The following is a 13,603-nucleotide window of genomic DNA, read 5'->3' as shown; positions in this document are numbered from 1 at the left end:
TGCTGTACTCGCGTTCAGGCGCTGGCGGGGGTGGAACCCGATGGGTGGGCGTTTCGGATCAGCGCTTCAAACTCCGGACGGAAATGCTTGAGCATGGCGCGCACCGGCATGGCTGCCGCATCGCCCAGCGCGCAGATGGTCCGGCCCTGAATGTTGTCCGCGACGGAATTGAGCAGGTCCAGATCGCTCTCCCGCCCGGCTTCGTGCTGGATACGATTGATCACGCGCCACATCCAGCCCGTGCCTTCGCGGCAGGGTGTGCACTGACCGCAGGATTCATGCGCGTAGAAATACGACAGGCGCAGCAGGCTCTCCACCATGTTGCGGGAATCGTCCATCACGATCACGGCGCCCGAGCCCAGCATGGAGCCGGCCTTGGCGATGGAGTCGTAGTCCATCGTGCATTCCATGATGATGGACGCCGGCAACACGGGAGCGGAAGAACCGCCCGGAATCACCGCCTTGAGCTGGCGACCCTTGCGCACGCCACCCGCCAGTTCCAGCAGCTTGGCAAATGGCGTGCCCAGGGGCACTTCATAGTTGCCTGGACGCTCTACGTCGCCGGACACCGAGAAGATCTTGGTGCCACCGTTGTTGGGCTTGCCACACTCGAGGTATGCCTGACCGCCATTGCGGATGATCCACGGCACCGCGGCGAACGTCTCGGTGTTGTTGATCGTGGTGGGTTTACCGTACAGGCCAAAGCTGGCCGGGAATGGGGGCTTGAAACGCGGCTGGCCCTTCTTGCCTTCCAGCGATTCCAGCAACGCCGTTTCCTCGCCGCAGATATACGCCCCAAAGCCATGGTGCGCATGCAGCTGAAAGCTGAAGCTGCTGCCCAGGATGTTGTCACCCAGATAGCCCGCAGCGCGCGCCTCTTCCAACGCCGCTTCAAAGCGCTCGTAGACCTGGAAGATCTCGCCGTGGATGTAGTTGTAGCCCACAGAGATGCCCATCGCGTAGGCCGCGATGATCATGCCCTCGATCACGATGTGCGGGTTGTACATGAGGATGTCACGATCCTTGCACGTGCCCGGCTCCCCCTCGTCGGAATTGCAGACCAAGTATTTCTGGCCAGGGAACTGACGCGGCATGAAGCTCCACTTCAGGCCAGTCGGGAAGCCCGCACCACCACGGCCGCGCAGACCGGATTCCTTCATGGTGGCGATCACCTGGTCCTGGGTCAGGCCTTCACCACCATCCTTGCCCAGCAGCTTGCGCAGGGCCTGGTAGCCTCCCCGGGCCTCGTAATCCTTGAGGCTCCAGTTGCTGCCGTTCAAGCCCGCATAGATCTGCGGATTGATATGGCGGTCATGGAAGCAGGTCTGTACGCCCGTCGCCTGAAATTGCGACAGCACTTGTGCAGCCGTGGTCATTGTTTGCCCTCCGCAGCGCGCAGACCGTCCACCAGCTGGTCGAGCTTGTCGTCGTCCATGAAACTGCACATGTTGCGGTCATTGACCAGCATCACGGGCGCGTCGGCGCAGGCCCCCAGGCATTCGCATTGCTGCAAGGTGAAAAGGCCATCGGCGGTGGTTTCGCCCATGGAAATGCCCAGCTTCTTCTCAAGGTGGTGCAGCGCATCCTGCCCACGGCGCAACTGACATGGCAAATTGGTGCAGACGGCCAGCTTGTACTTGCCCACCGGCTGCTGGTTGTACATGTTGTAGAACGTGGTGACCTCATGCACGGCGATCTGGGGCATGCCCAGGTACTCGGCAATCACGGCCTCGCTCTCGGCGCTGACCCAGCCCTGTTCCTGCTGGACGATGGACAGGCACGCCATGACCGCCGACTGCTTCTGGTCTGCGGGGTATTTCGCCACTTCGCGGGCAAAACGTTGCTTGGTCGCTTCGGTAATCATCGGTCAATCTCTCCGAACACGATATCCATGGTGCCGATGATGGCCACGGCGTCGGCCAGCATGTGGCCCCGCGCCATTTCGTCGAGTGTGGCCAGATGCGCGAACCCGGGTGCGCGGATCTTCAGGCGGTAGGGCTTGTTCGCACCGTCGCTCACCATGTAAATACCGAACTCCCCCTTGGGGTGCTCAACGGCCGCGTAAGCCTCGCCGGCCGGCACGCGGAAGCCTTCCGTGAAGAGCTTGAAATGGTGGATCAGCTCTTCCATGTTGGACTTCATGGCCTCGCGCGAGGGCGGCGCGATCTTGTGGTTGTCCGTGATGACAGGGCCGGGGTTGGCCCTGAGCCAATCGACGCACTGCTTGATGATGCGATTGGACTCGCGCATCTCTTGCACGCGAACGAGATAGCGGTCATAGCTATCGCCCGTCACCCCGACCGGCACATCGAAGTCCACGCGGTCATAGGCGTCATAGGGCTGCTTCTTGCGCAGGTCCCACGCGATGCCCGAGCCGCGCAGCATCGGACCGGTCATGCCCAGGTTCAACGCGCGCTCAGCCGGCACCACGCCGATACCCACCGTACGCTGCTTCCAGATCCGGTTGTCCGTCAGCAGGGTCTCATACTCGTCTACGCACTTGGGGAAGCGCTGCGTGAAATCGTCGATGAAATCCAGCAGCGAACCCTGGCGGTTACGGTTGAGCTCCTCGATAGCCTTGGCGTTCTTGATCTTGCTGACCTTGTACTGGGCCATGCTGTCCGGCAGGTCCCGGTACACGCCCCCCGGACGGAAGTAGGCCGCGTGCATGCGAGCGCCAGAAACGGCCTCGTACATGTCGAACAAGTCCTCCCGCTCACGGAAGGTATAGATGAGGATCGTGGAGCTGCCGCAGTCGTTGCCGTGCGAACCCAGCCACATCAGGTGGTTCAGCAGGCGCGTGATTTCGCCGAACATCGTTCGGATGTACTTCGCGCGCAGCGGCACCTCGATGCCCAGCATCTTCTCGATGGCCAAGCAGTAGGCCTGCTCGTTGCACATCATGGACACGTAATCGAGACGGTCCATGTAGGGCAAGGACTGGATGTAGGTCTTGTGCTCTGCCAGCTTTTCGGTGGCACGGTGCAGCAGCCCGATGTGCGGGTCGGCACGTTGTACGACCTCGCCATCCAGTTCCAGCACCAAGCGCAGCACGCCGTGTGCTGCCGGGTGCTGCGGTCCGAAGTTCAGGGAGTAGTTCTTGATTTCAGCCATGGTCGATCACCAAGCGGCATGCCGCCTCAGTGCAGGCCTCCGTACTTGTCTTCGCGGATGACGCGCGGCGTCACTTCGCGCGGCTCGATGGTCACGGGCTCATAGATCACGCGACGCTGGTCGGCGTCATAGCGCATCTCGACATGGCCGGACAAGGGGAAGTCCTTGCGGAACGGGTGGCCGATGAATCCGTAATCGGTCAGGATGCGGCGCAGATCGTTGTGCCCATCAAACACGATGCCGAACAGATCGAATGCCTCGCGCTCAAACCAGTTGGCCGAGTTCCAGATGTCGGTAACCGAGGCGACGATGGGGAAGTCGTCGTCGGAGCAGAACACCTTCACGCGCAACCGCTGGTTGAGGGAAACGGAGAGCAAATGGGAAACCACGGCGTAGCGCGGTCCTTCCGAGCCCGTGGCGCCATAGGCAGAATAGTCGACGCCGCACAGATCAATCAATTGCTCGAACTTGCAATCGGGCGCATCGCGCAGGATTTGCATGGCTTCGAGATAGCGCGCAGCGGACACCACCACGGTCACCTCATCCAGCGCCACCGAGATCTGGCGCACGCGGTCACCCAGAGCGGAGGCAACCACGTCCCGCAGGCTCTCGGGGTGAATGGCAATAGCAGTCATCTTCGTCCCTTCAGGCGCGCGCAATGGTGTGGGTGCGGCGGATCTTCTGCTGCAGTTGAATGATCCCGTAGATCAGCGCCTCGGCCGTCGGAGGACAACCGGGAACGTACACATCCACAGGGACGATGCGATCACAGCCACGCACCACCGAATAGCTGTAGTGGTAGTAGCCCCCGCCGTTGGCACAAGAGCCCATGGAGATGACCCAGCGCGGCTCGGCCATCTGGTCATACACCTTGCGCAGGGCCGGGGCCATCTTGTTGCACAGCGTGCCGGCCACGATCATCAGGTCCGACTGGCGCGGACTGGCACGGAACACCTCGGCGCCGAACCGTCCCAGGTCATAGCGCGCCGCAGCGGCATGCATCATTTCGACAGCACAGCAGGCCAGGCCGAAACTCATGGGCCAAAGGGATCCGGTCTTGGCCCAATTCACCACCGAGTCATAGCTCGTGGTGATGAAGCCTTCCTTCATCACACCTTCAATCATTGCGTCATTCCTTTGAGCGGCGGCTCATTCCCAGTTGAGGGCGCCTTTTTTCCATTCGTAGGCAAAGCCCACCACGAGGATGGCCAGGAAAACCAGCACAGCGACAAAGCCCGTCACCCCCACCTCTTGCAGAGTCACCGCCCAAGGGAAGAGGAAGGCAATTTCCAGGTCGAACAGAATGAAGAGGATGGCCACCAGGTAGTAGCGCACGTCGAACTTCATACGCGCGTCTCCAAATGCCTCGAAGCCGCACTCATAGGGGGAGTTTTTCGCCGGATCCGGGCGATTGGGGCCAAGCACATAGCCCAGAAGAAGCGGCACCACACCGACACCGATGCCGACCAGAATGAACAATAGGACAGGGAGGTATTGATCGAGGTTCATCTGGCAGATGTGCTCACCGCTGAAAAACCGCCTCGCATGCCCCGCAACGCGGACCAGGGAGGCGGCTTCTTGTGATTGGTGCCGTCGGCGAGACTCGAACTCGCACAGCTTTCGCCACTACCCCCTCAAGATAGCGTGTCTACCAATTTCACCACGACGGCTGCTGTATGCATCTGGATGGCATGAGGACCGGAAATAACGGTTTTGGCTTTCCAGACAATTCGGGATTCTACCCCGGAAAAACCCTGTCACAAACGGATGAGGCGTTTTTTTGCGACGCCTCAAACGTTCACTTGGTCGGGATCTGAGCGGCGCCGGAGGCAGGCTCCACCGCCGGCGCTGGAGCTGCCGCAGAGGCATCGACCGCAGGCGCCGTCGAGGCGGGGACAGCTGCTGCGGGCGTCTCCAGAACACTGCCAGTGCTCACCGGACGCTGGTTGCCAAAGTATGCCAATGCCAGGGTTGCCACGAAGAACACCGTCGCCAGGACCGCCGTGGTGCGCGAAAGGAAGTTGGCGCTGCCGCTGGCCCCAAACAAGCTGCCGGAACTGCCACTACCGAAGGCTGCCCCCATGTCCGCACCCTTACCGTGCTGGATCAGGATCAACCCAATCATCCCGAGGGCGGTCAGCATCTGCACCGCCAGAATCACGTTCACAACCAGTCCCATAATCCCATCACTCCTAATTTAATAGCTACCAGCGCTTGTCAGCTATGCGCTGCAGCGATAATTTTCAAGAAATCCGCGGCCTTGAGCGACGCACCGCCCACCAGGCCCCCATCGATATCCGGCTGCGCCAGCAGTTCGGCTGCGTTGGCAGCATTCATGCTGCCGCCATACAGGATGAGCACGCGATCCGCGCTCTCGGTCGCGGCGGCGAGCTGAGCGCGCAGCACCGCATGCACCTGCTGCGCCTGCTCTGGCGTTGCCGTGCGGCCGGTGCCGATGGCCCAGACAGGCTCGTAGGCCACCACGATCTCGCTCACGCAGTGCCCCACGGCATGGATCACAGCCGCCAGTTGGCGCTTGACGACGGTCTCGGTCTGGCCCGCCTCGCGCTCCGCCAGGGTTTCCCCCACGCATACGATCGGCGTGACGCCGCCCGAGAGCGCCCGCTGGGCCTTGGCCGCGACCACGGCATCGGTTTCGCCATGGTATTGGCGACGCTCGGAGTGCCCCACAAGCGCGTAGCGTGCATCAAAGTCGCGCAACATTCCCACGGAGACCTCGCCGGTGAACGCGCCCCTTTCATGCTGCGACACATCCTGGGCGGCCAGAGCGATTTCGCTGCCCGCGACCAAGGCCTGCACCTGCGCCAGGTAGGGCGCCGGCACGGCCACCGCCACGCCGCAACCGGGCGCGCCCAAGCCATCACGCAACGCCTGCAGCAGCGCCGCATTCGCCTGCAGGCTGCCGTTCATCTTCCAGTTGCCGGCAATGAGTTTCTTTTTCTGTGTCATGTCGTCCATGTCAAAACAATCTTGCCCACGTGCTGGTTGGATTCCATCAGCGCATGCGCCTGCGCGGCATGCGCGGCCGGGAAAGTGCTGTGGATGACCGGCTTCACCGCGCCCGACGCCAGCAGCGGCCAGACATGCTCACGCAATGCCTGCGCAATGGCGCCCTTGAACGCCACGGGACGCGGCCTCAGCGTGGAGCCCGTGATGGTCAGCCGCCTGCGCAGCACCAGCCCCGCATTGAACTGCGCATCCAGCCCGCCCTGCACCGCGATGATGACCACGCGGCCGTCCTCGGCTAGGCACTCAACCTCGCGCGCCACGTAGGAGCCGGCCACCATGTCCAGCACTACGTCCACGCCGCGCCCATCGGTAAGGCGCCGCGCCTCGGCCACGAAATCCTGCGTCTTGTAGTTGATCGCGTGGTGCGCACCCAGCGCCAGGCAGGCTGCGCACTTTTCGTCCGAACCCGCCGTGACGATGACCGTGGCGCCGCGTGCACGCGCCAACTGAATAGCCGTAACGCCAATGCCGCTACTGCCGCCCTGCACCAGCAGGACCTCTCCCGCCTGCAGGCGGCCGCGGTCGAACACATTGCTCCAGACGGTAAAGAAGGTTTCCGGCAGCGAGGCCGCCTCCACGTCGCTCAAGCCCTGCGGCACCGGCAGGCATTGCGCAACAGGCGCGACGCACCACTGCGCATAACCGCCGCCCGCAACCAAAGCGCACACCCGGTCGCCCACGCGAAGGCCCGCCTGCGCCATGGCGGCGGCATCGCCGGACTCGACAACGCCCGCCACTTCCAGCCCGGGCAGATCGGAGACGCCCGCGGGCGGCGCGTAGTTGCCCTTGCGCTGCAGCACGTCGGGGCGGTTCACCCCGCTGGCCGCCACGCGGATCAACAACTCGCCGTCTCCCGGCTGCGGCACCGGGCGCTCGGCGAGACGCAGCCCCTCAGGCGGGCCAAACGCCGCAATCTCTACGGCCTGCATCACGTCATTCATGGCAGTTTTGAATCATTTGAGCCGATAGCGCCCGTCCATCGGGCGTTAGCAGCTCTCATTTCAATAGCAAACAGGCATTCCCGAAGGAACACCCCCGGCTTACTGCTGCTGTTGCTCGGAAGCACCGCCATCACGGCGCTCACGACGCTCGCCCCGCTCCGCAGGGGCGGGACGGCCGCTGTCGCCGGCGGGGCGGTCAGCCAACGCCTTCATGGACAGCTTGACGCGGCCCTTGTCGTCGGTCTCCAGCACCGTAACCTTCACGATCTGACCTTCCTGCAGGTAGTCGCCCACCTTTTCCACACGCTCGTGGGCGATCTGGCTGATGTGCAGCAGGCCGTCCTTGCCGGGCAGCAGGTTGATCAACGCGCCGAAGTCCAGGATCTTGGTGACAGGGCCTTCGTAGACCTTGCCCACTTCAACCTCGGCCGTGATCTCTTCGATGCGGCGCTTGGCTTCATCAGCCTTGGCAGCCTCGGTGGCTGCGATGGTGATGGTGCCGTCTTCCTCGATATTGATCTGGCACCCGGTCTCGTCCGTCAGGGCACGGATCGTGGCGCCGCCCTTGCCGATCACGTCGCGGATCTTCTCGGGGTTGATCTTCATCGTGTAGAGCTTGGGCGCGAAGGACGAGATCTCGGTCTTGGCTTCACCCATGGCTTCCTGCATCTTGCCCAGGATGTGCATACGTGCTTCCTTGGCCTGCGCCAGGGCGACCTGCATGATTTCCTTGGTGATGCCCTGGATCTTGATGTCCATCTGCAGGGCGGTGATGCCGTTGGTCGTACCAGCCACCTTGAAGTCCATGTCGCCCAGGTGGTCCTCATCGCCCAGGATGTCGGTCAGCACGGCGAAGCGGTTGTCTTCCTTGATCAGGCCCATGGCGATGCCGGCCACGTGCGCCTTCATGGGCACGCCGGCATCCATCAGCGACAGGCAGCCGCCGCAGACCGATGCCATGGACGAGGAGCCGTTGGACTCGGTGATCTCCGACACCACGCGGATGGTGTAGGGAAACTCGTCCTTGCTCGGCAGGCAAGCCACCAGGGCGCGCTTGGCCAGGCGGCCGTGGCCGATTTCGCGGCGCTTGGTCGAGCCCATGCGGCCCACTTCACCCGTGGCGAAGGGAGGCATGTTGTAGTGGAAGATGAAACGGTCTTCGAACTCGCCGGCCAGTGCGTCGATGCGCTGCGCATCGCGCTCGGTGCCCAGCGTGGACACCACCAGCGCCTGGGTCTCGCCACGCGTGAACAGGGCGGAGCCGTGGGTGCGCGGCAGCACGGAGTTGCGGATCTCGATGGGGCGCACGGTGCGCGTGTCGCGGCCGTCGATGCGGGGCTCGCCGGCCAGGATCTGGCTGCGCACGATCTTGGCTTCGATGTCGAACAGCAGGGCCTCGACCTTCACGGCGTCGAACTCCACGCCCTCGCCCTTCAGCGATTCCAGCACCGAGGCCGATGCCTCGCGCAAGGCCTGGGTGCGGGCCTGCTTGCTGCGGATCTGGTAAGCCGCGCGCAGCTTGTCCTCTGCCAGGGCCGTGACCTTGGCGATGAAAGTCTCGTCCTTGGCAGGCGGCTGCCAGTCCCACACGGGCTTGCCAGCGTCGCGCACCAGCTCATGGATGGCGTTGATCGCCACCTTGCCCTGCTCGTGGCCGAACACCACGGCGCCCAGCATGATCTCTTCGGACAACTGCTGCGCTTCGGACTCCACCATCAGCACAGCGGCCTCGGTGCCCGCCACCACCAGGTCCAGTTGCGAGCTCTTGCGCGCGGTCTGCCCGGGGTTCAGCACGTATTCGCCATTGACGTAGCCCACGCGTGCGGCGCCGATGGGGCCATTGAACGGAATACCGGAAACGGACAGCGCTGCGCTCACGGCGATCATGGCGGCGATGTCAGCGTCCACTTCGGGGTTCAGCGAGATGGTGTGGATGACCACATGCACCTCGTTGTAGAAGCCCTCGGGGAACAGCGGGCGGATCGGGCGATCGATCAGGCGGCTGGTCAGCGTCTCCAACTCGCTGGGCTTGGCCTCGCGCTTGAAGAAGCTGCCGGGGATCTTGCCGGCGGCGTAGGTCTTCTCGATGTAGTCCACCGTCAGCGGGAAGAAGTCCTGGCCAGGCTTGGCCTGCTTGGACCCCACCACGGTAGCGAGCACCACGGTGTCGTCAATGTTCACCAGCACGGCGCCTGAGGCCTGCCGGGCGATCTCACCCGTTTCCATGACAACGGTCTTGTCACCCCACTGGAACGACTTGGTGACCTTGTTAAAAATGCTCATAATGACTCCTTGCTCTCAAAATAATAGCTGGCAACGCTGTACCAGCAAGGCTTGGAGCGCAATTCAGAACACGATGCCATTCCAGCGGCCCTGCCCTGCCCATCGGAAGGCAAGGCCCCTGGAATGACACAGCTTCGCTCTGCAGTTGCGTCTCCGAAGTAAAAAACGCCTGAGCTAGACAGAGCTAACCCAGGCGTCTCGGCATGCCGGCGCGCTTACTTGCGCAGGCCCAGCTTGGCGATCAGTGCCGTGTAACGGTCGGCGTCCTTGGCCTTGAGGTAGTCCAGCAGCTTGCGACGACGGCTCACCATGCGCAGCAGACCACGGCGGCCATGATGGTCCTTGGCATGCTGCTTGAAGTGAGGAGTCAGCTCGTTGATGCGGGCGGTGAGCAGTGCCACCTGGACTTCCGGGCTACCCGTATCGTTGGCGGAACGGGCATTGGCCTTGACGACTTCGGCCTTGACGGATGATGCGATCATGTTTTTTCCTTGATAGAAGAGCCCAAGCAGGCAGCCGCATTGCTGCACCAACTGCCTATGGCTCTGGTTGTACTTGCGCCGCGACTGGAAGGGTCGACAGCGTGCGTCTTGCACCATGCAAAACCTTGAGATTATACCGCTGCGCTTTTCCCCACTTCTTCGCCGCCGCCCAACCCCTGTGCAGCAGGCTTTCGGGCATGATGCAAACCGTACTGCAAAACGTTGCAACGCCCTTTCTGAAAGACCACTATGCGCTTCATGGATACGTTTGTCCGCCGGTCTCTTTCCCTGCCAGTGGGTGTCGGCGTGACCGCGCTCTTGTTGTCCTTTACGTCACTTCACAGCCATGCCGCAGCCACACCCGAGAAGGCAGCCAGCGCTTCAAAGAGGTCCAAAGCCATCCGGATCAAGCACACGCAGAACCATTCCGGCGAAAGCCAGGCAGAGCGCGACCGGCGCCTCTACCGGGAGTGCAAGGGCATGCCCAACGCAGGCGCCTGCCTGGGCTACACACGCAAGTGAGCAACATCGAGCGATTTCGCAAAACCGGGCGAAAACTCCGCTACAATCACGCCATCGTCACAATGCGCTGATCGACTGAGTTAGTTAATTAACCAGTGACGATTTTTTGAAATAGCTTGAAAACTTCGTGCTATAATTCAAAGCTTAGCGGCTGTAGCTCAGCTGGATAGAGTACTTGGCTACGAACCAAGGGGTCGTGGGTTCGATTCCTGCCAGCCGCACCAAACGGTAAGCCCTGGAACTGCAAGGTTCCAGGGCTTTTTCGTTTTTGGCATTTGCTCCCTTTCAGGCACGATAAGCATATGAGCAAGGCATTCACCAAAGAAACCGATACCGACGACGAACCGTCCCTCCCCCCGCAGGCGCCGGTGGGGCCCGGCAAGAACTACATCACACCCCAGGGATATGCGCGCCTTCGCCGCGAGTTGCTGGACCTTATCGATGATGAGCGCCCCAAGGTGGTGGAAATTGTCCATTGGGCTGCCAGCAACGGAGACCGTTCGGAGAACGGCGACTACCTGTACGGCAAGAAAAGGCTGCGCGAGATCGACAGGCGCATCCGTTTCCTGACGAAACGGCTGGAAATCGCGGATGTCGTGGACCCATCGGTACACGCGGGCAGTGACCAAGTCTTCTTCGGCGCCACGGTCACCTACGCCGAGGAGGACGGCATGGAGCGCACGGTGACGATTCTGGGCATTGACGAAGCCGACAACAGCCTGCAGCAGATCAGCTGGATTTCTCCCGTGGCACGCGCGCTGCTCAAAGCCCGGGAGGGAGACGAAGTGACCCTGCAGACTCCCGCCGGCCTACGTACCCTGGAAATCCTGCGCGTCGAATACCCCGTCGCGGCGCCTCGGTGACGAACCCAGGCCCTCAAGCGGGCTGGGGAAGCACGCGGAACGCTCGCAATACGGAATGCGTGCGGCGCAGATTGCGCAACACGGCCTCTACATGGTGTTGATCACGCACAGCTGCCACAAAACGCAGATCAGTGGTGTCCATCGCATCGTCCATGTCCACACGGACGATATCTGCCTCTGAGTTGGCAAATTCGGATGCGATGCGAGCCAGTACCCCCTTGCCATTGGTCACGGTCACGGTGATACCGGTCTCGAATTGGCGGGTAGGCTCATCGGACCAGTCGACGGCAATGAAGCGCTCGCCATCTTTGTGCTGCAGTTTCTTGGCTACACCGCATTGCGCGTGATGGACCACCAGGCCCTCGCCGCGGCCCAGGTATCCCACGATGGGGTCACCCGGCACCGGGCGGCAACACGCTGCATATTGAACAGATGCATTCTCGCTGCCGTCGAGGGTGATACTCCCTTGCGAGACTGTTTCATGGGAGCTGTAGCGCTCGCGGGTCAGCAGCAATGCATCAGGCCGCTGGCCATCTTCCGATAGCAACACGACCAGGCGCTTGGCCACGATGCCGGCAATGCGCTTGCCCAGTCCCACATCGGTCATGAGTTCCGCGCGGCTGCGATTGCCCGTAAAGCGCAGCAGTTTTTCCCAAATGGGCGCTTGGGTCTGCACGTCAGGCAGTTGTTCGATGCCCTCGGCGCGCAGCGCCTGGGTCAGCAGTTTCTCGCCCAGGCCCGCCGACTCGTTCTGCGCCAGCGTCTTGAGATAGTGGCGAATCTTGGAACGCGCGCGCCCTGTGCGCACGAACCCCAGCCAAGCCGGGTTGGGCCGGGCGCCCTGGGTGGTAACGATTTCCACCACATCCCCGTTCTTGAGTTCGGTGCGCAGGGGCACCTGTTCGTTGTTGATGCGCGCCGCCGTGGTGCGGTCGCCCACGTCGCTGTGGATCGCATAGGCAAAGTCCACCGCAGTGGCTCCGCGGGGCAAGGCCATGATCTGGCTCTTGGGCGTGAAGACATAGACGGCATCTGGGAACAGGTCCACCTTGACGTGGTCCCAGAATTCGGCCGCGTCGCGCGTTTCATTCTGGATGTCGAGCAAGGACTGCAGCCATTTGGTGCCCAGGCGTTCTGCCACCGCGCCATCCGCATCTTTCGCCTTGTAGAGCCAGTGCGCCGCCACACCCGCTTCCGCCACGATGTGCATTTCCTCGGTGCGAACCTGAAACTCGATATTCAGGCCAGCAGGTCCCACCAGCGTCGTATGCAGCGACTGATAGCCATTGAGCTTGCCAATGGCGATATGGTCCTTGAACTTGCCGGGCACCGGTTTGTACATCTGGTGCAACACACCCAAGGCGGTATAGCAGTCCGTCACCGAATGCACGATGACACGGAAGCCATAGAGATCCGTCACCTGCGCAAAGCTCAGGTGCTTGGTGATCATCTTCTGGTAGATCGCAAAGAGTGTCTTCTCACGCCCCGCCAGCCGCACGTGCATGCCCAACCGCGCAAATGCGGCATCCACTTCCGTCTGCACCTTCTGCACGATGTCGCGGCGTCGGTTGCGCGACTTCGTGACCGCTTTGGACAGCGTGGCATAGCGCCATGGATGCAGGTGGCGAAAGGCGAGGTCCTGCAGTTCGCGGTAGGTCTGGTTCAGCCCCAATCGATGCGCGATGGGGGCATAGATCTCCAGCGTCTCCGACGAAATGCGGCCCCACTTGCTGCGCGGCATGTCGGAGAGCGTGCGCATGTTGTGCGTGCGGTCCGCCAGCTTGATGAGGATGACGCGCACGTCGCGCGCCATGGCCAGCAGCATCTTGCGAAACGACTCGGCCTGGTTCTCCTCACGGGTATTGAACTGCAGCTTATCGAGTTTGGTGAGACCATCCACCAGTTCCGCAACAGGCGCACCAAACCGGTCGATGAGATCGGACTTGGTGATGCCGCAATCTTCCATGGCGTCGTGCAGCAAGGCTGCCATGAGGGCCTGGACATCCAACTTCCAGCTCGCGCACAGCGCCGCCACGGCAATCGGGTGCGTGATGTAGGGCTCGCCACTGCTGCGCAACTGCCCCAAGTGCGCTTCATCGGCGTAACGGTACGCCTGGCGCACCTGCTCGACGCTGGTTTCGTCAAGGTAGTCGAGTTTTTCCAGCAGCGCAGCAAAGCTCGCCGCCGCGGCGTTGGCGGCCGCAGCAGAAGAACTGTCAACCGCCACAGGGACGGCCTGCGGATTGTCAACAGCTGCCTTGTTCAACACGACGTTCATGGCTTAAATGTAGCGCGCCCCGCCCGAGCGGCAAGCGCAGGCAAAAAAAAGCACCGCCACGCGGTGCTCTTTTACCGGGATCACCGGAGG

At 62.2% G+C, this 13,603-nt stretch carries 14 protein-coding genes and 2 tRNA genes; 3 read left to right on the top strand and 13 right to left on the bottom strand.

What is annotated here, in order from left to right:
* Positions 1–14: 14 nt before the first annotated feature.
* From nuoF to rpsO, 12 genes are all read right to left on the bottom strand, one after another.
* Entirely contained in the window at positions 15–1,376 is a 1,362-nt protein-coding gene (gene nuoF, locus OX89_RS06700; protein WP_015912612.1) for an NADH-quinone oxidoreductase subunit NuoF, read from the bottom strand.
* Positions 1,373–1,864 carry an NADH-quinone oxidoreductase subunit NuoE gene (gene nuoE / locus OX89_RS06695; RefSeq protein WP_047350024.1) on the bottom strand — a complete coding sequence of 164 codons (492 nt, stop codon included), beginning with the start codon at positions 1,862–1,864 and terminating at the stop codon, positions 1,373–1,375. Before nuoE ends, nuoF begins: the two co-directional genes overlap by 4 nt.
* The gene (locus OX89_RS06690; protein WP_011804401.1) at positions 1,861–3,114 is read right to left on the bottom strand and encodes an NADH-quinone oxidoreductase subunit D; all 1,254 of its coding nucleotides are present in this window, start codon (positions 3,112–3,114) and stop codon (positions 1,861–1,863) included. The genes nuoE and OX89_RS06690 overlap by 4 nt, the downstream gene beginning before the upstream one ends.
* 26 nt (positions 3,115–3,140) lie before the next feature.
* The gene (locus tag OX89_RS06685; RefSeq protein ID WP_011804400.1) at positions 3,141–3,749 is read right to left on the bottom strand and encodes an NADH-quinone oxidoreductase subunit C; all 609 of its coding nucleotides are present in this window, start codon (positions 3,747–3,749) and stop codon (positions 3,141–3,143) included.
* A gap of 10 nt (positions 3,750–3,759) precedes the next feature.
* Positions 3,760–4,239 (bottom strand): NADH-quinone oxidoreductase subunit B family protein, encoded by a 480-nt coding sequence (locus OX89_RS06680; protein WP_047350023.1) that lies wholly within the window; start codon positions 4,237–4,239, stop codon positions 3,760–3,762.
* Between the two features lie 24 nt (positions 4,240–4,263).
* The gene (locus tag OX89_RS06675) at positions 4,264–4,623 is read right to left on the bottom strand and encodes an NADH-quinone oxidoreductase subunit A (RefSeq protein ID WP_047350022.1); all 360 of its coding nucleotides are present in this window, start codon (positions 4,621–4,623) and stop codon (positions 4,264–4,266) included.
* A gap of 76 nt (positions 4,624–4,699) precedes the next feature.
* Positions 4,700–4,784 (bottom strand) — tRNA-Leu (locus OX89_RS06670).
* A gap of 128 nt (positions 4,785–4,912) precedes the next feature.
* Positions 4,913–5,293 (bottom strand): preprotein translocase subunit SecG, encoded by a 381-nt coding sequence (gene secG / locus OX89_RS06665; protein ID WP_015912609.1) that lies wholly within the window; start codon positions 5,291–5,293, stop codon positions 4,913–4,915.
* Positions 5,294–5,331: 38 nt separating this feature from the next.
* Positions 5,332–6,084, bottom strand: coding sequence for a triose-phosphate isomerase (tpiA, locus tag OX89_RS06660; RefSeq protein ID WP_084002030.1), 753 nt, complete (start codon positions 6,082–6,084; stop codon positions 5,332–5,334).
* Positions 6,081–7,085 carry an NAD(P)H-quinone oxidoreductase gene (locus OX89_RS06655; protein ID WP_047350020.1) on the bottom strand — a complete coding sequence of 335 codons (1,005 nt, stop codon included), beginning with the start codon at positions 7,083–7,085 and terminating at the stop codon, positions 6,081–6,083. The genes tpiA and OX89_RS06655 overlap by 4 nt, the downstream gene beginning before the upstream one ends.
* A 99-nt stretch (positions 7,086–7,184) precedes the next feature.
* Positions 7,185–9,368, bottom strand: coding sequence for a polyribonucleotide nucleotidyltransferase (pnp, locus tag OX89_RS06650; protein WP_047350019.1), 2,184 nt, complete (start codon positions 9,366–9,368; stop codon positions 7,185–7,187).
* 215 nt (positions 9,369–9,583) lie between these two features.
* Positions 9,584–9,850 carry a 30S ribosomal protein S15 gene (rpsO, locus tag OX89_RS06645; RefSeq protein WP_011804393.1) on the bottom strand — a complete coding sequence of 89 codons (267 nt, stop codon included), beginning with the start codon at positions 9,848–9,850 and terminating at the stop codon, positions 9,584–9,586.
* Positions 9,851–10,099: 249 nt separating this feature from the next.
* Here rpsO and OX89_RS06640 point away from each other — a divergent pair, with 249 nt between their 5' ends.
* The 3 genes from OX89_RS06640 to greB all read left to right on the top strand — a co-directional run bounded on the left by OX89_RS06640 (position 10,100) and on the right by greB (position 11,235).
* A complete protein-coding gene (locus OX89_RS06640) occupies positions 10,100–10,372 on the top strand; it encodes a hypothetical protein (protein WP_047350018.1) in 273 nt (90 codons plus the stop codon).
* Between the two features lie 147 nt (positions 10,373–10,519).
* A tRNA-Arg gene (locus OX89_RS06635) sits at positions 10,520–10,596 on the top strand.
* A gap of 78 nt (positions 10,597–10,674) precedes the next feature.
* Positions 10,675–11,235, top strand: coding sequence for a transcription elongation factor GreB (gene greB, locus OX89_RS06630; RefSeq protein ID WP_047350017.1), 561 nt, complete (start codon positions 10,675–10,677; stop codon positions 11,233–11,235).
* 13 nt (positions 11,236–11,248) lie between these two features.
* On the opposite strand, the gene OX89_RS06625 is transcribed toward greB, so the two are convergent.
* The gene (locus OX89_RS06625) at positions 11,249–13,513 is read right to left on the bottom strand and encodes a bifunctional (p)ppGpp synthetase/guanosine-3',5'-bis(diphosphate) 3'-pyrophosphohydrolase (RefSeq protein WP_047350016.1); all 2,265 of its coding nucleotides are present in this window, start codon (positions 13,511–13,513) and stop codon (positions 11,249–11,251) included.
* Positions 13,514–13,603 lie beyond the last annotated feature (90 nt).

Source organism: Diaphorobacter sp. J5-51, assembly GCF_001023515.1.
GTDB lineage: Bacteria > Pseudomonadota > Gammaproteobacteria > Burkholderiales > Burkholderiaceae_C > Diaphorobacter > Diaphorobacter nitroreducens.
This window is presented reverse-complemented; position numbering and strand designations above follow the sequence as displayed.

Coding starts and splice junctions, on each gene's coding strand:
- nuoF (WP_015912612.1), bottom strand. CDS start 1,376: ATGACCACGGCTGCACAAGTGCTGTCGCAATTTCAGGCGACGGGCGTA.
- nuoE (WP_047350024.1), bottom strand. CDS start 1,864: ATGATTACCGAAGCGACCAAGCAACGTTTTGCCCGCGAAGTGGCGAAA.
- OX89_RS06690 (WP_011804401.1), bottom strand. CDS start 3,114: ATGGCTGAAATCAAGAACTACTCCCTGAACTTCGGACCGCAGCACCCG.
- OX89_RS06685 (WP_011804400.1), bottom strand. CDS start 3,749: ATGACTGCTATTGCCATTCACCCCGAGAGCCTGCGGGACGTGGTTGCC.
- OX89_RS06680 (WP_047350023.1), bottom strand. CDS start 4,239: ATGATTGAAGGTGTGATGAAGGAAGGCTTCATCACCACGAGCTATGAC.
- OX89_RS06675 (WP_047350022.1), bottom strand. CDS start 4,623: ATGAACCTCGATCAATACCTCCCTGTCCTATTGTTCATTCTGGTCGGC.
- secG (WP_015912609.1), bottom strand. CDS start 5,293: ATGGGACTGGTTGTGAACGTGATTCTGGCGGTGCAGATGCTGACCGCC.
- tpiA (WP_084002030.1), bottom strand. CDS start 6,084: ATGACACAGAAAAAGAAACTCATTGCCGGCAACTGGAAGATGAACGGC.
- OX89_RS06655 (WP_047350020.1), bottom strand. CDS start 7,085: ATGAATGACGTGATGCAGGCCGTAGAGATTGCGGCGTTTGGCCCGCCT.
- pnp (WP_047350019.1), bottom strand. CDS start 9,368: ATGAGCATTTTTAACAAGGTCACCAAGTCGTTCCAGTGGGGTGACAAG.
- rpsO (WP_011804393.1), bottom strand. CDS start 9,850: ATGATCGCATCATCCGTCAAGGCCGAAGTCGTCAAGGCCAATGCCCGT.
- OX89_RS06640 (WP_047350018.1), top strand. CDS start 10,100: ATGCGCTTCATGGATACGTTTGTCCGCCGGTCTCTTTCCCTGCCAGTG.
- greB (WP_047350017.1), top strand. CDS start 10,675: ATGAGCAAGGCATTCACCAAAGAAACCGATACCGACGACGAACCGTCC.
- OX89_RS06625 (WP_047350016.1), bottom strand. CDS start 13,513: ATGAACGTCGTGTTGAACAAGGCAGCTGTTGACAATCCGCAGGCCGTC.